The organism is Flavobacterium melibiosi (assembly GCF_048158545.1).
Lineage (GTDB): Bacteria > Bacteroidota > Bacteroidia > Flavobacteriales > Flavobacteriaceae > Flavobacterium > Flavobacterium melibiosi.
On record NZ_JBLNKU010000001.1, the window covers coordinates 214,175 to 230,915 of the forward strand.

The following is a 16,741-nucleotide window of genomic DNA, read 5'->3' on the forward strand; positions in this document are numbered from 1 at the left end:
GTTTATAATTATAGGCTTAAATGAACTTAAATTCCTTATATGGTTAAACTAACTCAGAACTTCCATATCCCATAAAACTGAAAATAATTGAAATTCTCCTTGAAATTCATCACATATCGAGCTCCCAGACTTGGGCCAATTCGAGCTGCGCCTAGCGTTAAATCAAAAAGCAAACCTGTTTTTAAATTGGTAAAAGAGTCGGAAACCGAGTTGGATTGTTTGGTTGTGCTAATTAAAAATTTATCGGTTATTCCTTCATAGGTTTCGACTTTTTGTCTTTGTTCCTGTTTTTCCGAAATATTGATGTTCGCTTGTAATCCGGCTCCAATACCAATGTAATTATTGATATTGTATCGAACCAGAACTGGGATTTCCCAATTGACATTTTGGTTGCTGGTAGCTTTTGTGGTGCGTTGCAGTTGTCGAACACCATTAGCAGTTGTGACGATTGTTTCCTCTGCAGCAATTGAATTGTCAAAGGAATGAAGACTGTTTACAAATTCAGCCTGCCAGTAATACCGATAGGATTTGAAGGGAGAAATGGTTGCGCCAACAAAATAGCTTTTGGAATTTTCTAAATCGGGATACAAATTATACCCGGCTTTGGCGCCAATGGAGATCCCGGGTAAGAATCGGGTAGTGGTATAATTGGTAATAATAGGTTCGTTTTTGTCGAAAATTATCGCAGTTCTACTTTTGGTTTTTGTTTTGTGAAAGTCTTTATTGAATTTCATGGAGTATTTTACGAAGCCTTTGGTACTGTCAATTTCTTTTACATTTTTTTGGTTGCTTCCGGGTAAATAAATGTTTTTGAAAGTAAAGAAAATCTGTTTTTGCTTGATAATCGTGTCTAAACAACTTGTTGTTGGGATTTCGCCTTTGGGACAAATCGGACATTTAGGGTACATATCTTCAACTTGAAATGTTGTTTTGTCGAACATATTCGGAATATCAGTTTCTAGCCGAATCATTCTAGCCGGGCCTTCGCCATTGTTCTGGAAGCGGGTTTTGAAGTTAACTCTCTTGAAACGCACCAATCTGTAATTCAGGAAACTTCCGTTAGAACCCATTTTGTTTGGATCGTGAGAAGTAACGATTTCCATTTCCAGATTTTTTATTTTGTGGTTTTTGAAGCTTCGGTTGGGAACAAATATGCCTCGCATGGTTACAGTTGCGCTGGTATCTTTAATCATTTCTGGAGTAGTTTTGAAGGTGTAAAAAACATTTCGGGTTTCACTTGGATTGCTGTCGTCAAATTCCAGAATGGAAACGTTTTTATATGTTTTATTTGCTTCTAAAAGGGTGGCGTCTAAATCCTCTTCGGTGGTTGTGGTTTTGTATTTTTTGGCTGGAGCCAAAGTTTCATTGGAGGCCAAATACGAATCAGAAGCGTCCAGGTCATTTATGGATGCAATGGTGTTTTCCTTGATTTCTCTTTCTCCGGCATGTGTTCTAAAATCAACCAATTCGAAGTTGTTGTTTTTGAATTGTTTTTCATTGTAGAAAAGATACAATTTACCACTGCTCACATAGTTTACCATGTTTTGGTAACTTAAAATAACAACCATTTCCTGTTCCGGAATGGGGTCACAATTTTTTTGAATGGAGAATCCGTTTTGGTCTTCGATGGAAGCAATGTCTTTGTAAACTTCTTCTGAAACTTCGTTTATCGCTACTTTTTTTGGTCTTGTTGCCGGTGGTTTTCCGTTATCGTAATTATTGGTGACGGTAAGTCGGGCGGTATAGGTTCCTTTGGTTTTGTAAACGTGTTTGGGTTCCGCTTCCTTGCTGTAGTGTCCGTCACCCATTTCCCATAAGTAGGAATAACTGGGTTTTGGTGCGCCGGCGATTGGGATAAGCGGTGGCGTTTCAGGCTTGAAAGTGACTAGATTCCCTTTTTGATTGTATCCAATATTAGCTCTTCGGGTAATGGTGTCTTTTACTTTTGTTTGGGAAAATAGTAGTGTTGACGAAATGCAAATGAAGAATGCTAAAAGTTGTTTCATAGTCGGGGTGGTTTTTAGCCCTGATAGCAGTGAAAATCCTTTCCAGTCCTGAACTTGTTTCAGGATCCTGAAACAAGTTCAGGACTGGAAAGATTGAAACGGATAGCAGGATTAGCTCCTGATTGCCACGTCGTTCCTTCTCGCAATGACTCAGGATAAGTTTGAAAATATTTTTAAATGTAAAAAAAAGTGATGAGCAAATCACCACTTTTTTATTAAATTTATTTGTAAGCTACTGAATAGCATTGATTGCGGCTACTAATTGAGCTTCGGTACCTAGCGTAGTTTCAGCAAGAGTGAACGTATACACATCGTTTGCCTGAACGGTAACGGCTTTGATGGCGTATCTCCATTGTCCGTTGTCTTCGGTTGCAAAAATTACGTGACACGCTAATCCTACTGGAATTTGGCCGTAATGTTCGCTGAATAAGCCGGCTGCAGTGTAGGTATCTAATTTTGCAAGTGCATTTTGCCCTTCGCCATCGTAAGATAAATAAATCGCACTATTGGTGTTGTCATAACCGTCAGGAGCATCAGCAAGAATAGTGGTTCTTGGTCTTGGATCGCTGTAGAATTTATCCACATTGGTCCATCCAAAGTTCCCAAAAGAAACATAATAGTTGTTTCCTTCTGCTTGTACGCCGCCTTTTCCTCCGTTTGTTCCAGCTGCATCTCTGGCATCTTTCCAAGCCAAGTCTCCATTAGCATCTATAACTCCAGTCCAAAATGTCATGGCAGCATCTATACCGTCAGTTAAACTTGCGGGAACCATTAGATTAATGTTACAGGTGGTTGCCAGTTCAACTCCACCTTGTGTTGCCTTGATAAAGAATTCTCCGCCGGAAATCAATAAATTTCTATTTCCATCGCCCATTATTCCCATGGTAGGTTTGTTAGTCACTAACATTTTACCTTTGTCAAAAAGTTCTACAAACTCAATATCTACAGCTCCTGTTACCGGATTTCCTGCTTTGGTCAAACAATCACCGTTAATGTTTATTTTAACGCCTTTGGCTGATGTTAGTGTGATTATGCCTGTTGCCGCTGTCATAGTGAATTTTTGTGTTTGTCCGTCTAAAGCCGCTTTTTTAACAGCTGCAAACTCTGCTGCTGATGCCGGTGAAATAGTGGTGTCGTCACCATCATTGTTACAGCTTACTAATGAAATTGTTGCTAAGAATAATAATCCGATGTTTTTAAAATTTGTTTTACTTACAAGTTTCAAATTGTTTTTTTGGTGTGCGTGAATCGTTGATTTCATGATTTCTAATTTTTTAAATTGTTTTTTCTAATTGTTTTTTTAGTAGATACTTTTTGTTTTGTAATTGTTACCCCTCTTTAATCTAAATTTATTTCAGATTCTTTTGGCTTCATTCTTATATCAACTCTCTTGTTATTTTGTTACCCTTAAATTTTAAACTTTTTTCAGAGGTTGGATAATTTCAAGTTGTTTAAAGAACGTTTACATAGCTATATCAAATTGGTTTTATAATTGTTACCCCTCTAATCTGAATTTATTTCAGATTCTTTTTTACATTAGCCATAAAATGTTTTTTTATGGCTAACAATGCGATTCATGCAGACCAAATGTATATAGACGGACTTGCCAGTAATAATTCGGCAATCATTCAATCTATTTATAAGAAGTTTGTTCCCAAAGTGGTTTCCTATATAAGGAATAATTCCGGTGATGAAGATCAGGCTCAAGATGTGGTACAGGAAATTATGATTTTGCTTTTTAATCAGGCTAAAGCCAATAAATTGCAACTCACCTGCCCGTTTGATGCCTACTTTTTTTTATTGTGTAAAAGGAAATGGTTGAATGAATTGAAAAAAACATCAAATAAAGGGGTAACAATTGATGAAGATTTTACATCTAATAATGAACCCACAGCCGAGATGGTTACAGAAACCGAAGCATTCGAGGAAAAACAACAGCTTTTTGATGCGATGTTCCAGAAACTGGGCGAAAAATGCCAAGAGTTGCTCAAACTGAGTTTTACCATTAAATCAATGGAAGAAGTAGCCGAGAAACTCAATGTGACTTACGGGTATGTCCGCAAGAAAAAATCATTGTGTACGGGGCAATTAACCCAGTGGATTCAGGAAACGAGTCGTTTTAAATCTTTAAAAATCACCTAGCCATGAACGAGGAACATTATATACTATTCGACCAATATCTTCAGGACGAATTGTCTGCCGAGGATAAAGTAAAGTTCGAGAACCAATTGGCTGAAGATCCAGAATTGGCTTCAGCATTTGACACTTTCAAGGAATTGAATCTTCACTTGGAAAATAAATTTGGCAACGCTGATGCGTTTGATGCTTTCAAAGAAAATTTAAAAACGATTTCTAATAATCATTTTAAAGATTCTAAGCCGAAAGCAAAAGTGATAGCATTCAAACCTTGGATATATTTAGTTGCCGCATCAGTTGCTATTTTGGCGGGGTTGTTTCTTTTTAATCCAAATCCAAATTTTGAAGATTTCAACCAACATGAGGGTGCTTATTTTATCGAAAGAGGCACTATTGATGCTAATTTGAAACAAGCAGAAGAGGCTTTCAATGCCAAAAATTATACAGCCGCTGTTCCGTTTTTTGAAACAGTTCTAAAAGAGAAAAAAACTCCTGAAATTCAATATTTTTATGGGATTTCATTGTTGGAAACCAATAAAATTCAAGAAGCTGAAGCAGTTTTTAATGAACTGAAAGCAGGAACTTCCATCTATAAAAATAAAGCCATTTGGAATCTCGCCTTGTCTAAATTAAAACAGAAAGACTATAAATCATGTAAGGAAATCCTGCTGACGATTCCTTCAGATTACGAGGATTATGACCAAGCTCAGGAATTGTTGAAGGAACTGGATTAAATTTTTTAACACAAAAGTCACAAAAGAAGCACTTTATTAGCACAACAAAAAGAACAAAAGAATTTTCTGGAGTATCTTTTTTTCTTTTGTGACTTTTGTGGTTAAATTTTAAAAAACTTCGCAACTTTGTAGCCTTAAACTTTACACTTGGAAACAACGACAATAATCACCGATACACACACACATTTATATTCTGAGGAATTTGATCAGGATAGAAACGAAATGATTCAAAGAGCAATTGATGCGGGCGTTTCCCGATTTTTTATTCCTGCAATCGATTCTACTTGTACGGAATCTATGTATGATTTAGAGAATAAATATCCAAATAACGTTTTTCTGATGATGGGTTTGCATCCAACGTATGTGAAAGAAAATTATCTACAGGAATTACAACATGTGGAAAACGAATTAGCCAAAAGAAAATTCTATGCGATTGGCGAAATTGGAATTGATTTGTATTGGGATAAAACCCATTTGCCACAGCAACAAATTGCTTTCAGAAGGCAAATCCAACTGGCAAAACAGTATAAATTACCAATCGTGATTCATTGTCGGGAAGCTTTTGATGAAATATTCGAAATTTTGGAGGAAGAAAAATCAGCCGATTTATTCGGAATTTTTCATTGTTTTTCGGGGACTTATGAGCAGGCATTACGTGTCATTTCGTATAATATGAAACTTGGAATAGGAGGAGTGGTAACTTTCAAAAACGGGAAAATAGATCAATTTCTGAATCAAATAGATTTGAAACACATCGTTTTGGAAACAGATTCCCCTTATTTAGCGCCTATTCCTTATAGAGGAAAAAGGAACGAAAGCAGCTATCTGGTAAATGTTATAAATAAGTTGTCCGAAATTTATGGTCTGACGCCAAAAGAAATTGCGACAATAACAACGGAGAATTCTAAAGCAATTTTTGGGATTTAAAACAAATTTATTTTATTTTAACTTTTTTTTTGTTCTTTTGCCCAGACAAACATAGAAAACTAACAATGCAGAAATTTGACGCTATTCGGCCATTTTATGATTCCGAAATAAACGAGGCTCTTCAAGATGTGATTCATCATCCAATGATGAAGGCATTAATGAATTTTTCTTTTCCGGATGTTGCTGACGAAGTTTGGAAAGAGCAACTCAGGAAAACGCATTCTATTCGTGATTTTCAATGTAATTTTATTTACCAATCCGTTCAGAAAGTATTAGAAAAAAGCTCTGAAGGATTAACAACTTCTGGTTTTGAAAAGTTAAATAAGAACACTTCGTATTTGTTTATTTCGAATCATCGTGATATTCTTTTAGATACAACATTATTAAATGCTTCTTTATTTGAGCATGGATTAGTGATGACCGCATCAGCGATAGGAGATAATTTAGTAAAAAAATCTTTTCTGAAGACTTTGGCGAAATTAAACCGTAATTTTCTGGTACAACGTGGCTTAACGCCAAGGGAAATGTTACAGAGTTCAAAGCTGTTGTCAGAATATATAGGTCATTTGTTACTTCATGAAAACCGTTCCGTTTGGATTGCGCAACGGGAAGGAAGAACAAAAGATGGTAATGATGCCACAAATCCAGGTGTTTTGAAAATGCTGGGAATGGCTTCTGATGAAATGAATTTGATGGATTATTTCAAGAAACTCAAAATCGTACCCGTTTCCATTTCCTATGAATACGACCCAACGGATGCTTTGAAAATGCCTCAATTGATGGCTGAAGCGAATAATGAGGTTTACATTAAGGAAAAAAATGAAGATTTCATGACAATTCTTAGTGGCGCTTTGGGACAGAAGAAAAAAATCCACATTCACGTAGGGAAAGTTTTAGACACAGAAATAGATGGGATTATTGCTGAAAATGACAATTCAAACAAGCAAATTGTTGCATTAGCACAAGTTATTGATGATGCGATATTAAGTAATTACAAGTTGTGGCCAACTAATTATATCGCGTATGATATTGTTAATAAAGTCAATACCTATTCGCATTTGTACACAGAAAATGAGAAATCACTTTTTGAGCGTAGACTAGAAATGCGAATTGACCATGATAATCCAATAGCTTTAGATGGTTTTCTTGCGATGTATGCAAATCCCGTAGTGAATAAATTGAAATACCAAAATGCAATCTAAAGCCAAAATACTACTAATTTATACTGGTGGAACCATTGGTATGAGGAAAGATTTTGAAACAGGTGCGCTCAAGGCCTTCAATTTTAGTAAATTATTACAGAGAATCCCGGAATTGAAACAATTGGATTGCGAGATCGAAACAATTTCTTTCGAAAATCCCATCGATTCCTCCAACATGAATCCTCAAGAGTGGGCTAAAATTGCTTCGATTATCGAAGAAAATTATGCTGAATTTGATGGATTTGTGGTGCTCCATGGTTCGGATACCATGTCATATTCGGCATCAGCATTGAGTTTTATGCTCGAAAGCTTATCAAAACCAGTCATTTTTACCGGATCACAATTGCCTATTGGAGATTTGCGTACGGATGCTAAAGAGAATCTGATTACGGCTATCCAAATTGCTTCTTTACGTGAAAATGGAAAATCGGTCATAAGAGAAGTTTGTCTTTATTTTGAATACAAATTATACCGTGGTAACAGAACGACAAAAATAAATGCAGAAAATTTCAAAGCATTTACATCTCCTAATTATCCTTCTTTGGTAGAATCTGGCGTGCATTTAAATATGAATCCCGAATTATTTTTACCGATACCAAGGGTCAGAAAATTAAAGGTTCATAAAATTTTAGATAATAATGTGGTCATCATAAAAATGTTTCCCGGAATAAACGAAACCGTTCTGTCAGCCATTTTTAATATTCAAAATCTTAAGGGGATTGTCTTAGAAACCTACGGAGCCGGAAATGCTCCTACCGAAGAATGGTTTATAGCACTTTTAAGAAAATCGATTGAAAAAGGATTGTATATCGTCAATGTTACCCAATGTTCTGGAGGAAGTGTTAGCATGGGACATTATGAAACTAGTACAGGAATGAAAAAAATAGGAGTGATTTCAGGCAAAGACATCACTACCGAAGCGGCAATCACAAAATTAATGTATTTATTAAGCCAAAAAATAGCTCCAAAAGACTTCAAAACTATCTTTGAAACGGCTTTACGGGGAGAAATGGTATAATATTCAGATTTTACTTTTCTAAGTCAGTTTTTTTTGTGTTCTTTGCAAACCAAAATAGAGAGGTGTCCGAGTGGTTGAAGGAGCTAGCCTGGAAAGCTAGTATGTGGGTAACTGCATCGTGGGTTCGAATCCCATCCTCTCTGCAAAAAAAATTAATGCTTCCTGAAAGGGGAGCATTTTTTGTTTTATAGCGTGACAAACTTTTTGTTTGTCTAAGCTATAAAACAAAAAAGGATCAGGCATGAAATGCCAAGCATTGATTTCTTTGTGAGACGCCCCTTTCAGGGATCACCGTAGGTAATCTCTATTTATAGCGTGACAAACTTTTTGTTTGTCTAAGCGTATAAAACAAAAAAGGATCAGGAATTAAATGCCAAGCATTAATTTCTTTGTGAGACGCCCCTCTAGGGATCAACGAAGTTAATCCCTAATTGAAAAGGGTCTATAGTGTGACAAACTTTTTTGTTACAGCAGACATTTAAGATTAATTTAAAAAGTTCATTTTTAAATATCTTTCAACAAAGGATAAACCCGTTTGAATTTCTCAAAACCCTGTTCGTAGATTTCTTTGGAGTCTTTATTTGGTAGAAAAATTTTTCCAATTTTAGATTCCTTTGGAACGGAAATACCGGTAGCTTTAAATCCGATTAAAACGGCGCCCCATGCAGAAGCTTCAATTGTTTCGGCTACGATTACTTTCATTTGAAAAATATCAGCGACTATTTGTAACCAAAGGTCGCTTTTTCCAAAACCACCACTCGCCATTATTGACGTTTGATGTCTTTTTTCGAAATCAGGAAGTAAGATTTCAGTAATGCTTAATAGTCCAAATAAAATACCTTCAAGTGTAGCCCGAATTAAATGTGCCTGAGTATGTATAATGCGGATTCCCAAAAGAGTTCCCTGAGCGGAAGCATCCCAAATTGGAGCTCTTTCCCCTAATAAATAAGGAACAAAAAGTAAACCTTCAGATCCGGCAGGAATTGTTTTGGCTTGTTCGAAAAGTTCCTCAAAAGATTCGTCTGTTTTTAGGATGGATTCTTTCAGCCATTGCAAAACAATTGCACCATTATTAACAGCGCCTAATTTCAAATATTGATTGTCCATCAAATGGTAACACTGTGTTCGCATTTGGGAATCAATAAAAGGCGTGTCAGAAGGCAAGCGTACAGCACCGCTTGTTCCAATGGATAAAGCCATGCGGCCGGCTTCCATTGCTCCGGTTCCTAAATTTGCCAATACGCCGTCACCGCCACCAAGTATATATTGAAAACCATCGGATAACCCTTTACTTTGATGCATAGGACTCACAATTGTGGATAGTTGGGACTCGTCAATTTTTAAATAATCAAGGATTTCTGTTTCCCATTGTAGCGCATGAATATTCATTAGTCCGGTACCCGATGCCATGGAAGAATCAATTACATATTCTCCCGTAAGATGGTGCCAAATGTATTCTTTGAGACTGATAAATTTAAAGGCTTTTAAAAACGTTGTTGCATCATGTTCTTTCAGCCAAGCAATTTTGGTCATGGGTGAAAAAGTATGAATAGGAATCCCTGTTTTTTGATAGAAGTTTTTACCTTGCTCTGATTCTTTTAACGCTTCGGCTAATGAATGGGCTCTATTATCTGCCCAAATAATTGCATCGGTGAGAGGGTTTCCTGCATTGTCGATTGCTATGATGCTTTGCATCGCCGAACTAAAACTGATAAATTCAGGCTGAATTTCTTTTGTGATTTGCTGAATGCATTTTAAAACAGCAGCTACTATTTCATTGGGTTTTTGGATGCTCCAATTCACTTCAGGATGATACAATGGGTAGGACAGGCTAAATTCCCGAATCACTTTTCCTGTCTTGTCAAAACACACTGCTTTGGTTGCCGTGGTGCCAATATCTATTCCTATGTAAAACTGTTCCATTTTTAATTAGATAAATTATTATCCCACAAATAAATTCAGTAACAACACGCCTATTAATCCCATGATTCCAATGATGGTTTCCATCACGGTCCATGTTTTGAAAGTATCCGAAATGCTAATCCCAAAATATTCTTTAAACATCCAAAAACCAGTGTCATTTACATGAGAACACATTAAACTCCCTGCTCCAATAGACAGTACCATAAGTTCGGGGTTTATTCCTGAAGTAGCCACTAACGGCTGTACAATCCCTGCAGCAGTTAATCCTGCGACAGTTGCTGAACCTAATGCAATTCGAATAATTGTTGCGATAAGCCAGCCCAATACTAAAGGAGAAAGTGTTGATGTTTCGAAAAAAACAGCTAAATCAGTACCGATGCCACTGTCAATCAGCAATTGTTTGAAAGCACCGCCGGCTGCAATAATCATGATAATCATGGTGGCGGAACTCATCGCCGAACTGGATTTATCCATAATATCTTGCATCTTCCGACCGCGATTAATGCCCAAAAAAACTATGGCAAACAATACTGCAATAAGCATGGAGGTGGTTGGATTTCCAATAAATCCAAGTATATGACGTAAAGTAGATGCTTCGGGTAGGCTTAATTCGCTTATTGTGGCTAATCCCATCAAGATTACAGGAATTAATGCAGCTAGAAAACTGATGCCGAAAGATGGCATTTCGTTTTCAGCGAATGTTTTGCTTTCGAATAATCCTTTGGGAGGATTGGCAACGATTTTCTTAATGAACTCAGGAAAAATAATTCCGGCAATCAGCAAAGTAGGAATTGCTATTACTAATCCGTACAGTAAAGTTTGTCCAATGTCAGCTTTAAAAATTACGGCAATGGCAGTTGGTCCGGGATGAGGTGGCAAAAAACCGTGCGTTACTGATAATGCCGAAGCCATGGCGATTCCAAGATAAATTATAGGCTGTTTAGTGCTTTTTGCGACAGCGAAAACCATTGGAATCAAGATCACAAAACCAGCATTATAGAACATTGAAATTCCTACCGCAAAGCCAGTCAGTAACATGGCCCATTTAATATGCTTGATTCCAAAAGCATTAATCATTGCCGAACTAATTCGTTGAGCGGCACCACTATCCGAAAGAATATTTCCCAGAATAACGCCAAAAGCGATAATCACTATCAGAGATCCTAACGTGCTTCCTATTCCTAGTTGGAGCGAATTAATAATATCGGGAAAGAGCATCCCTTTGGCAATTCCCACAAACAAAGAAGCAATTATTAATGAGATGAAAGCATTCAGTTTTACTGCGGAAATCAAGACAAGTAATAAAAGTATACTTGCAATTAAAATCAATATAGACATATTCTTGAATTTGAAATTACACTTCGAGTTGTTTAAAAATGACTGTCTTTTGGTTACTCATTTTTCTCGACTGCATGACCACCAAATTCATTACGAAGTGCTGCTACTACTTTTCCGGAGAAAGTATCCTGCATTTGGGAACGGTACCGCATCATGATTGAAAGTGCGATTACAGGAGTTGGGACGCCTAAGTCTAATGCAGTTTCGAGTGTCCATTTTCCTTCACCTGAAGAATGCATGATTCCTTTGATGCTGTCTAATTTTGGGTCTTTCGAAAAAGCATTTTCGGTGAGTTCCATTAACCAACTGCGCACTACAGAACCGTGATTGAATAATTTAGCTGTTTTTTCGAAATCAATATCAAATTCCGAGTGTTCAAAAACCTCAAAACCTTCGGCAATGGATTGCATCATTCCATATTCGATTCCGTTGTGAACCATTTTGGTAAAATGACCACTTCCTGCTGCACCGGTATATAAGTGACCATTTTCAACAGAAATATCCTTGAAAACTTTAGCCACATATTCAAATACGGCTGCATCTCCGCCAATCATGGTACAAGCACCATTTAATGCTCCCGAAGTTCCTCCCGAAGTTCCGCAGTCCAAAAAGTCAATACCCAATTCTTTGAGTAGAGAATAGCGACGTTTAGAATCTTTATAGTTAGAGTTTCCTCCGTCAATGATAATATCATTTTTTTCTAAAAAGGGAATTAATGAAGTGATAACTGTATCTACAATTTCGCCAGCAGGCACCATTAACCAAATCACTTTTCGATCATTTAGTTTCTGACATAATTCTTGTGCAGAATATGCAGTATTAATTCCTTCCTGGCTTATTTTATTTACAAAGTCAGTGTTTACGTCTTGGGCTACTACTTCATAACCATTTCGTTGTAAATTCAGGGCAAGGTTGAAGCCCATTTTTCCTAATCCTATAATTCCAATTTGCATAACTGTTTATTTTTAAGTGTAATTTGTAGTTGTTTTTGAGTATCCTTTCAAAAATTTTTCTAGTAAAAATATTGGTTTTAATTTTTTAACAAGCAATTTATTCAAGAAATATTTAAATAGCTTAAATCAATATGTTAATTAATTGGTTTTTGATGGAGCAGATTTTAATTACTACACAATTTTTTAAATAAACTTATGGTTATTACATGGTTTATGTTTCTAGACATATAAGAGAAATATAAGTTCATTTAATTTTTTCTGTGTTTAGTTTATTATAAGCTTTATTTGTCAGCAATACGTATAAGAAAAGTATCAAAATCCTATATTTGTAAAGTCATAATGAGAAATAGAAACCTATGAATAGGTTCGGAACAATCATTAAGTAATTTTAAACCCAAAAACAATATGCGATTATTTCTTAGTTGTTTTCTTTTCTTATCCGTTTTCAATCTTTTTTCCCAAGAAAATGTGATTGCTGAAAATGATCCAAAAGTAAAAATTGATTCCCTTTATAGAGAAGATCAGTTTTATTTTGGATTTACTTACAATACTTTAACGAACAAACCGGATGGTTTATCCCAGAGTAAATTGTCAACCGGTTTTTCTGCTGGTTTTCTTAGGGATATGCCCATAAATAAAAATAGAACCATTGCAATAGCATCCGGAATAGGCCTTTCTTATAATAATTACAATCAAAATCTTGCTATTTATAAATCGGATCAAACCTTTGTTTATTCAATTATCAATGCAGAAACAGTCTTTAGTAAGAATAAGTTTTCACAACTATTAGTGGATGTCCCTATTGAGTTCAGATGGAGAACATCGACCTATGAGAGTTATAAGTTTTGGAGAATTTATGGAGGGGTTAAATTCAGTTATTTGATTTATGATCGATCCCTTTTTAGTGATGATCAGGGTAAAATAATTGTTACGGGAAATAAGGATTTTAATAAATTTCTATATGGTGTTTATATTTCATCAGGTTATAATACGATTAATGTATATGCCTATTACGGTTTGAACTCACTATTCAAATCTGCAAAAATTGATGGTCAGCCCATCGATATGAAATCCTTTAATATTGGGATTATTTTCTACATTTTATAACCATAAATACAACAAAAGCAGTTGAGGCACACTTCCTAAAAGAAAACCAAGAATCAATTCTGAAGGGGTATGGGCTTTCATTTCTAAACGGGATGAAGCCACAAAACCGTTCATTAGTATTAGAAATGTAATCATAAAGCTATTCTGGATTTGATAATGCATGCTTAATCCCATTACAAAAACGGTTAAGGAGCTTATACCCATCATGTGAAAGCTGGCTTTTGTCTTAAAAAACGACAATACTAATGCCTGTAAAGTACTCATCAATGCCCCCAAAAAGAAAAAATGTAATTCAGGATATCGGTCTAAAGTGATGCTTTTTCGAACTAGTAAAATAAGGAGAAAACAGTGAATTATCAATGGGATTTTGCGCTGTGATACTTCGGCGACCATGATTGAATCAATTCTTCCCGCAGCACGTAATAGTAAAAAAAGTAGAATGGGAATGATTACCGTAACAATTAAGATTTGGAATAATACGAAAAGTTTTTCCTGATTCACAAAAAGGGAAAGGTTGAAAAAAAGGTAAACCAAGGCTGCCATTATCGGTATGAATATTGGATGAAAAATATAAGAGAATATTGGCAGGATTTTTTTCAAGATTTCTAGTGTTGTTTGTACTAACAAATATAACGATTCTGATAAAATAGTTAGTGTAAGTTTATAGTGTTTTTAACTTTTGCAATGCTTTAAAAAGGGATTTCGTTCGAGTTTTAATAAACAAGGAATAGCTGTAAATTGTAACGTTTCGAAGTCTTCATTTTGAAAAGAAGTGTTATTTTTGAGCAAGTTTTAGAAAGAGAATCAATTTATTGCTGCGCTTTCGCAAAAGTTACGATGCTTTTTCTCGATATAATAATTCGTGTCAACAATTAAATAGGCGTCATTCACGCAGCAAATCAATGAGTTTAAAAATCCAAAATATAATTCCTCAAATTCAGGCCCGATTTGTAGGCAACAAAAATACCGTTTCAATTGATGCGATTTCTATCGATAGTCGCTCGTTGCAAAATGGTCCACGAACCTTGTTTTTTGCTTTGGTTGGGGCCAATAATGATGCGCACTTTTACATAAAAGATTTAATTGAAAAAGGTGTTCAAAACTTTGTAGTTACTCATATTCCTCAAGATTTCGAGACCAAAGCCAATTTTCTGATTGTCAAAAATACAGTCGAAGCGTTGCAGAAAATGGCTGAATACTATCGTGATCTTTTCCATTTTCCTATTATCGGATTGACTGGAAGTAATGGTAAAACGATAGTAAAGGAATGGTTGAACTTTCTCCTGAGTCCCGATTATAATATTATTCGAAGTCCAAAAAGTTACAACTCACAGGTTGGAGTTCCTTTGTCTGTTTTGGCAATTAATGAGCAACACAATCTCGGGATTTTTGAAGCTGGGATTTCTACCGGTTCAGAAATGAAAAAATTGAAACCCATTATCAAGCCGACGATTGGGATTTTAACTAATATTGGTTCTGCCCACAATGAAGGTTTTACAAGTTTAGAAGAAAAAGTTAAAGAGAAAATGCTGCTTTTTGAAGATTCAGAAGTAGTCATTTATCAAAAAAATGATACTGTTGATTCCTTTATTTCAAAAAAAACAAGAGCATTTACATGGAGTTTTGATTCTAAAGATGCTGATGTTTTTGTCTTTCATGCTGCAATTAAAAACGACAGTACAAGCATTCAATACAAATATAAAGGAGATTCATTCGAATTGACAATACCTTTTCAGGATAAGGCTTCCATTGAAAATGCGATTTCGTGTCTGATGGTTTTGTTGTATTTTAAATATGACGAAAAGACGATTCAAAACCGAATGGAATTATTGTATCCCGTTGAAATGCGTCTGAAAGTGAAAAACGGAATCAACAATTGCAGTATAATTGATGACAGTTACAGTTCCGATTTCCAATCGCTGAAAATCGCTTTGGATTTTCTTGAAAGTCAAAATAAACGTCAAAAAAAGACGCTAATATTATCGGATATTTTTCAAAGTGGTTTGTCCAATGATGAATTGTACTCGAAAGTCGCTGAATTGGTAATCTCAAATAAAATTATAAGGATTATCGGGATTGGAGAAACCATTTCGTCATTCGAAAATAAATTTACAAATTGTGTTACTTTTAAAAATACAGAAGCTTTTATTGCTGGTTTTGATGATTTAAATTTTAACAATGAAACGATTTTGATTAAAGGAGCACGCACGTTTCATTTTGAAGAAATAGTAGCTTTATTAGAAGAGAAAACACATGAGACCGTTCTTGAAATTAACCTGAATGCCATCAGTCATAACTTGAGTTTCTTTAAATCAAAGCTGAAAGCAAACACTAAAATAATGGTAATGGTTAAAGCTTTTGGTTATGGTAGTGGTGGTCTTGAAATAGCCAAATTGCTGGAACATCATAAAGTGGATTATTTGGGCGTGGCTTTCGCCGATGAGGGAATCTCGTTGAAAAATGGCGGGATTAACCTGCCAATTATGGTATTGAATCCGGAAACTACCAGTTTTTCGGCAATTATACAACATCAATTGGAGCCCGAAATTTATAGCTTGAAAGGACTTCGTGCTTTCTTGAAAATTGCAGAGCAAAAGAAATTGAAACATTTTCCTATTCATATTAAGCTTGATACAGGAATGCATCGATTGGGTTTTGAGAACAATACAATTGATGATTTAATAGCGACTTTAAAAGGAAATCAAGCTGTTAAAGTGCAAAGTGTTTTGTCTCATATGGCTACCAGTGACGATTTAGAACACAAGGATTTTGCACATTCACAAATTGATTTGTTTGAGAAATTATCCTCAAAATTAATGTCAGAATTGCAAATAAACCCCATTCGGCATATTTTAAATACTTCGGGAATCAGTAATTATCCGGATTCACAATATGATATGGTTCGCCTTGGAATTGGACTTTACGGTGTTTCAAATGACAGTGAAGAGCAGAAATATTTAGAAAATGTAGGCACACTCAAATCAGTAATTTCTCAAATCAGAACCATTCCTGCCGGTGAAAGTGTGGGGTATGGCAGACGATTTATGGCGGAGAAACCAACAAAAATTGCAACAATTCCCATAGGTTATGCTGATGGAATTTCGAGAGGTTGGGGAAATGGGATTGGTTTTGTGACTATTAAAAATGAAAAAGCGACCATTCTTGGAAGTATTTGCATGGATATGTTAATGGTGGATATCAGCGAAATTGATTGTAAAGAAGGGGATGCCGCAATCATTTTTGGCGAAAGCCCAACAGTCAATTATATTGCCCAGAAATTAAACACGATACCGTATGAAGTTCTTACCAGTATTTCGCAACGAGTGAAACGGGTGTTTTATAGGGAATAATAAATTTAGGCAAACGGCTGTTAATTGTATTAAAATTTTGATTAAAT

13 protein-coding genes and 1 tRNA gene are annotated in these 16,741 nt (G+C 35.6%); 8 read left to right on the forward strand and 6 right to left on the reverse strand.

Annotated elements, in window-relative coordinates; all coding sequences use genetic code 11:
- Positions 1 to 53: 53 nt before the first annotated feature.
- Together ACM55F_RS00885 and ACM55F_RS00890 are read right to left on the reverse strand one after the other, a co-directional pair.
- Positions 54 to 2,006: a PKD domain-containing protein gene (locus ACM55F_RS00885; RefSeq protein ID WP_416851790.1), complete on the reverse strand. Its 1,953-nt coding sequence runs from the start codon at positions 2,004 to 2,006 to the stop codon at positions 54 to 56.
- A gap of 232 nt (positions 2,007 to 2,238) precedes the next feature.
- Positions 2,239 to 3,267: a hypothetical protein gene (locus ACM55F_RS00890; protein WP_416851792.1), complete on the reverse strand. Its 1,029-nt coding sequence runs from the start codon at positions 3,265 to 3,267 to the stop codon at positions 2,239 to 2,241.
- 296 nt (positions 3,268 to 3,563) lie between these two features.
- Here ACM55F_RS00890 and ACM55F_RS00895 point away from each other — a divergent pair, with 296 nt between their 5' ends.
- From ACM55F_RS00895 to ACM55F_RS00920, 6 genes are all read left to right on the forward strand, one after another.
- On the forward strand, positions 3,564 to 4,148 hold the full coding sequence (locus tag ACM55F_RS00895; protein WP_416851794.1) for an RNA polymerase sigma factor: 585 nt from the start codon (positions 3,564 to 3,566) through the stop codon (positions 4,146 to 4,148).
- A gap of 2 nt (positions 4,149 to 4,150) precedes the next feature.
- Positions 4,151 to 4,876 carry a tetratricopeptide repeat protein gene (locus ACM55F_RS00900; protein WP_416851796.1) on the forward strand — a complete coding sequence of 242 codons (726 nt, stop codon included), beginning with the start codon at positions 4,151 to 4,153 and terminating at the stop codon, positions 4,874 to 4,876.
- A gap of 147 nt (positions 4,877 to 5,023) precedes the next feature.
- A complete protein-coding gene (locus ACM55F_RS00905; RefSeq protein WP_416851798.1) occupies positions 5,024 to 5,803 on the forward strand; it encodes a TatD family hydrolase in 780 nt (259 codons plus the stop codon).
- A gap of 65 nt (positions 5,804 to 5,868) precedes the next feature.
- Positions 5,869 to 7,005 carry a 1-acyl-sn-glycerol-3-phosphate acyltransferase gene (locus ACM55F_RS00910; protein WP_416851799.1) on the forward strand — a complete coding sequence of 379 codons (1,137 nt, stop codon included), beginning with the start codon at positions 5,869 to 5,871 and terminating at the stop codon, positions 7,003 to 7,005.
- The gene (locus tag ACM55F_RS00915) at positions 6,995 to 8,023 is read left to right on the forward strand and encodes an asparaginase (protein WP_416851800.1); all 1,029 of its coding nucleotides are present in this window, start codon (positions 6,995 to 6,997) and stop codon (positions 8,021 to 8,023) included. The genes ACM55F_RS00910 and ACM55F_RS00915 overlap by 11 nt, the downstream gene beginning before the upstream one ends.
- 56 nt (positions 8,024 to 8,079) lie before the next feature.
- Positions 8,080 to 8,166 (forward strand) — tRNA-Ser (locus tag ACM55F_RS00920).
- A gap of 361 nt (positions 8,167 to 8,527) precedes the next feature.
- Here the strand turns inward: ACM55F_RS00920 and ACM55F_RS00925 are convergent.
- The 3 genes from ACM55F_RS00925 to gnd are packed head-to-tail and all read right to left on the reverse strand — an operon-like array spanning position 8,528 to position 12,237.
- Entirely contained in the window at positions 8,528 to 9,946 is a 1,419-nt protein-coding gene (locus ACM55F_RS00925; RefSeq protein WP_416851801.1) for a gluconokinase, read from the reverse strand.
- An 18-nt stretch (positions 9,947 to 9,964) separates the two neighbouring features.
- Positions 9,965 to 11,284: a gluconate:H+ symporter gene (locus tag ACM55F_RS00930; RefSeq protein WP_416851803.1), complete on the reverse strand. Its 1,320-nt coding sequence runs from the start codon at positions 11,282 to 11,284 to the stop codon at positions 9,965 to 9,967.
- Positions 11,285 to 11,337: 53 nt separating this feature from the next.
- On the reverse strand, positions 11,338 to 12,237 hold the full coding sequence (gnd, locus tag ACM55F_RS00935; RefSeq protein ID WP_416851804.1) for a phosphogluconate dehydrogenase (NAD(+)-dependent, decarboxylating): 900 nt from the start codon (positions 12,235 to 12,237) through the stop codon (positions 11,338 to 11,340).
- A 405-nt stretch (positions 12,238 to 12,642) separates the two neighbouring features.
- Between gnd and ACM55F_RS00940 the strand changes: the two genes are divergently transcribed.
- Complete coding sequence (locus tag ACM55F_RS00940) at positions 12,643 to 13,344, forward strand: porin family protein (protein WP_416851805.1); 702 nt, start codon at positions 12,643 to 12,645, stop codon at positions 13,342 to 13,344.
- On the opposite strand, the gene ACM55F_RS00945 is transcribed toward ACM55F_RS00940, so the two are convergent.
- Complete coding sequence (locus ACM55F_RS00945) at positions 13,339 to 13,944, reverse strand: hypothetical protein (RefSeq protein WP_416851806.1); 606 nt, start codon at positions 13,942 to 13,944, stop codon at positions 13,339 to 13,341. The two genes, ACM55F_RS00940 and ACM55F_RS00945, sit on opposite strands and share 6 nt — an antisense overlap.
- A 302-nt stretch (positions 13,945 to 14,246) precedes the next feature.
- Between ACM55F_RS00945 and ACM55F_RS00950 the strand changes: the two genes are divergently transcribed.
- Complete coding sequence (locus ACM55F_RS00950; protein ID WP_416851807.1) at positions 14,247 to 16,694, forward strand: bifunctional UDP-N-acetylmuramoyl-tripeptide:D-alanyl-D-alanine ligase/alanine racemase; 2,448 nt, start codon at positions 14,247 to 14,249, stop codon at positions 16,692 to 16,694.
- Positions 16,695 to 16,741: the final 47 nt, after the last annotated feature.